Origin of the sequence: Candidatus Viridilinea mediisalina, assembly GCF_002532535.1 — a bacterium.
Taxonomy (GTDB): domain Bacteria; phylum Chloroflexota; class Chloroflexia; order Chloroflexales; family Chloroflexaceae; genus Viridilinea; species Viridilinea mediisalina.
Window position 1 is genome coordinate 1 of record NZ_NQWI01000041.1, and the last position, 2456, is coordinate 2456.

At 59.9% G+C, this 2456-nt stretch carries 1 protein-coding gene; it reads left to right on the plus strand.

Annotation, left to right across the window (positions count from 1 at the left end):
• Positions 1-288: 288 nt before the first annotated feature.
• Complete coding sequence (locus tag CJ255_RS10535; protein WP_097644061.1) at positions 289-2349, plus strand: putative glycosyltransferase family protein; 2061 nt, start codon at positions 289-291, stop codon at positions 2347-2349.
• Positions 2350-2456 lie beyond the last annotated feature (107 nt).

Sequence of the window (2456 nt, forward strand, 5' to 3'; positions counted from 1 at the left end):
GGAGGCGAGGAGGCGAGGAGGCGAGGAGGCGAGGAGGCGAGGAGGCGAGGAGGCGAGGAGGCGAGGAGGCGAGGAGGCGAGGAGGCGAGGAGGCGAGGAGGCGAGGAGGCGAGGAGGCGAGGAGGCGAGGAGGCGAGGAGGCGAGGAGGCGAGGAGGCGAGGAGGCGAGGGCGCGAGGAGGCGAGGGCGCGAGGAGGCGAGGACGCGAGGACGCGAGGATGTGCTGGCTTCGCATCCTCGCATCTTCGCGCCCTCGCCTCCTCTCTAACAAACATCGTAGGAGCCTTTGTGAAACGTGAGTACATAGATCGCAATACAGTTTGGCTCCTTGCGGCCACCACCATTTACCTCTTGCTCAGCTTGATCACCTTGGGGCCGGTGCTGCCTTATTTTGCCACGGCGATTATGGGTGGCCCGATTGCGAACATGGATGGCTGGCAGAATGTGTGGCACCTCTGGTGGGCGGCTCAAGCCATTACTACCGGCCAGAATCCCTTTGTGACGCCGTTGCTCTACCATCCCGATCAGGCGTTGCTCTATGTGCAGCCGCTCAATCTGAGTAATGGCATACTGGTGCTGCCGATCACGCTTGCCTTTGGGCCGGTGGCAGGCTACAACAGCGTCGTCTTGCTCGCCTTTGTGCTGGCAGGTGTAGCGGGTTACCTCCTCGCTCTGCGGGTGACCGGCCATCACCTGGCGGCCCTCGTGGGTGGCTTGGCCTTTGCTTGGTCGCCCTTCCACCTCACGCGGCTCTATGATGGTCAACTGGAACTGATTGCGCTGCAATGGCCCGCTTTCTATGCCTTCTTTGCGCTACGTGCCGTGGAAGATCGGCGTGTGCGCGATGCGCTGCTGGCGGGCCTGATGCTGGCGCTGACTGGTTATACCAGTTGGTACTACCTGCTCTTTATGTTGGTCTGGAGCAGCATCTTTGCACTGCTCTGGTGGCAACGCCCTTGGGTGGTAGCCGTGCGCCAATGGGCCATGATTGGTGCCCTAGCGCTACTCTTGCTCGCTCCGGCACTGCTGCCGGGCCTTTGGAGCCTCTATAGGGATGACCGCAGCTTGGATGCGGTTAATCCAGAAGATTTGCGCGCCTATTCGGCCAACCTGGTTGATTTTGCGCTACCAAGCTATTTGCACCCACTTTGGGGGCCATTGGTACACCGAACGGCGGGGGCAGGATGGCACCAACTCAGTGGTGATTGGAATGTGGCCCTGGGTTATACGATTCTGCTCTTGGCTGCATTAGGGCTCGGCATGGCCCGTAGGCTCGCTTGGCGCTGGGCGATCCTCGCGGGTGTGGGTATGCTCTTTGCGTTGGGGCCAGAGCTCCTGGTGGCCACCTGGCGCACAGGCATTCCCTTGCCCTACCAACTGATCCAAGCCTTGCCCGGTGCCGCCTTTGGCCTGCGCCCCATGCGTTTCACCATGCTCACCACCCTCGCACTGGCCCCCTTGGTTGCGCTAGGTGTTCGTGAACTCTTGGCCCGCGCTGGTCAACGCCAGCACAGTGTTGCCGTTGTGATCATTGCGCTCTGCCTGTTTGAACTGCTGCCAATGCAGCGGCAGAACCATTCGGCTGCAATCCATCCCTACTACCACACCCTTGGCCCTGAAGATGGCGTGCTGCTCCATGTGCCGGTGCCCCTGTATAAGAATGTGCAGCCCCAAAAGGCGCAAATGACTCATGGCGCAACGCTTATTGGTGGCTATCTGGCGCGCACGCCCGCCTATGATCTGCTGGTTGCCCCCGGTATTCGCTCCTTCTTGCACCTCCAGCCTGAACGTGAACAGATGCTTGATCCAGCCGGTACAGCAGTAGCGATCTTTAATTACTATCAAATCCGTCAGGTTATTGTTAATTGGGATGCCATGCATCCTGAACGTCGCCCGCTTGTGGCTGAAGCCATAAGCCAAGTGCTACCCGGGGTTGCGCCCATCTATAGCGATGAAACCCTGACGGCCTTCCCGGTACCTGTCGTTGCGCCGCGACCCTTTGCCTTCTTTGGGGACGGCTGGCATCCCGAAGAGTATCAGGATGGACGACGCTGGCGCTGGATGAGTGAGCAGGCTGAATTGCGCCTCTTTAATCCTGATGCAGAACCACAGCGTTTTGCGCTGCACCTCGCCTTGAAGAGCTACCAGGAGCCGCGTGAGTTGACGCTTATGCTTGATGAAATGTGGCTTGACCAGTGGCCCATTCCGGTTTCTGCCGAACCCCAGGCTCGCACGCTGCACCTGTTGCTACCGCCCGGCGAGCAGCGCCTCTCCCTGAGCGCCCCGGCTGAACCTGAAGCGCAAGCGCCAGGGCGCATGTTGAGTGTGGTGCTGCTTGAGGTGAGGTAGGAGCGAGGTGCAGAGGTACAGAGTATTGAACCACAGAGGCACAGAGATTTTCACCACAGAGGCACAGAGATTTTCACCACAGAGGCACAGAGATTTTCACCACAGAA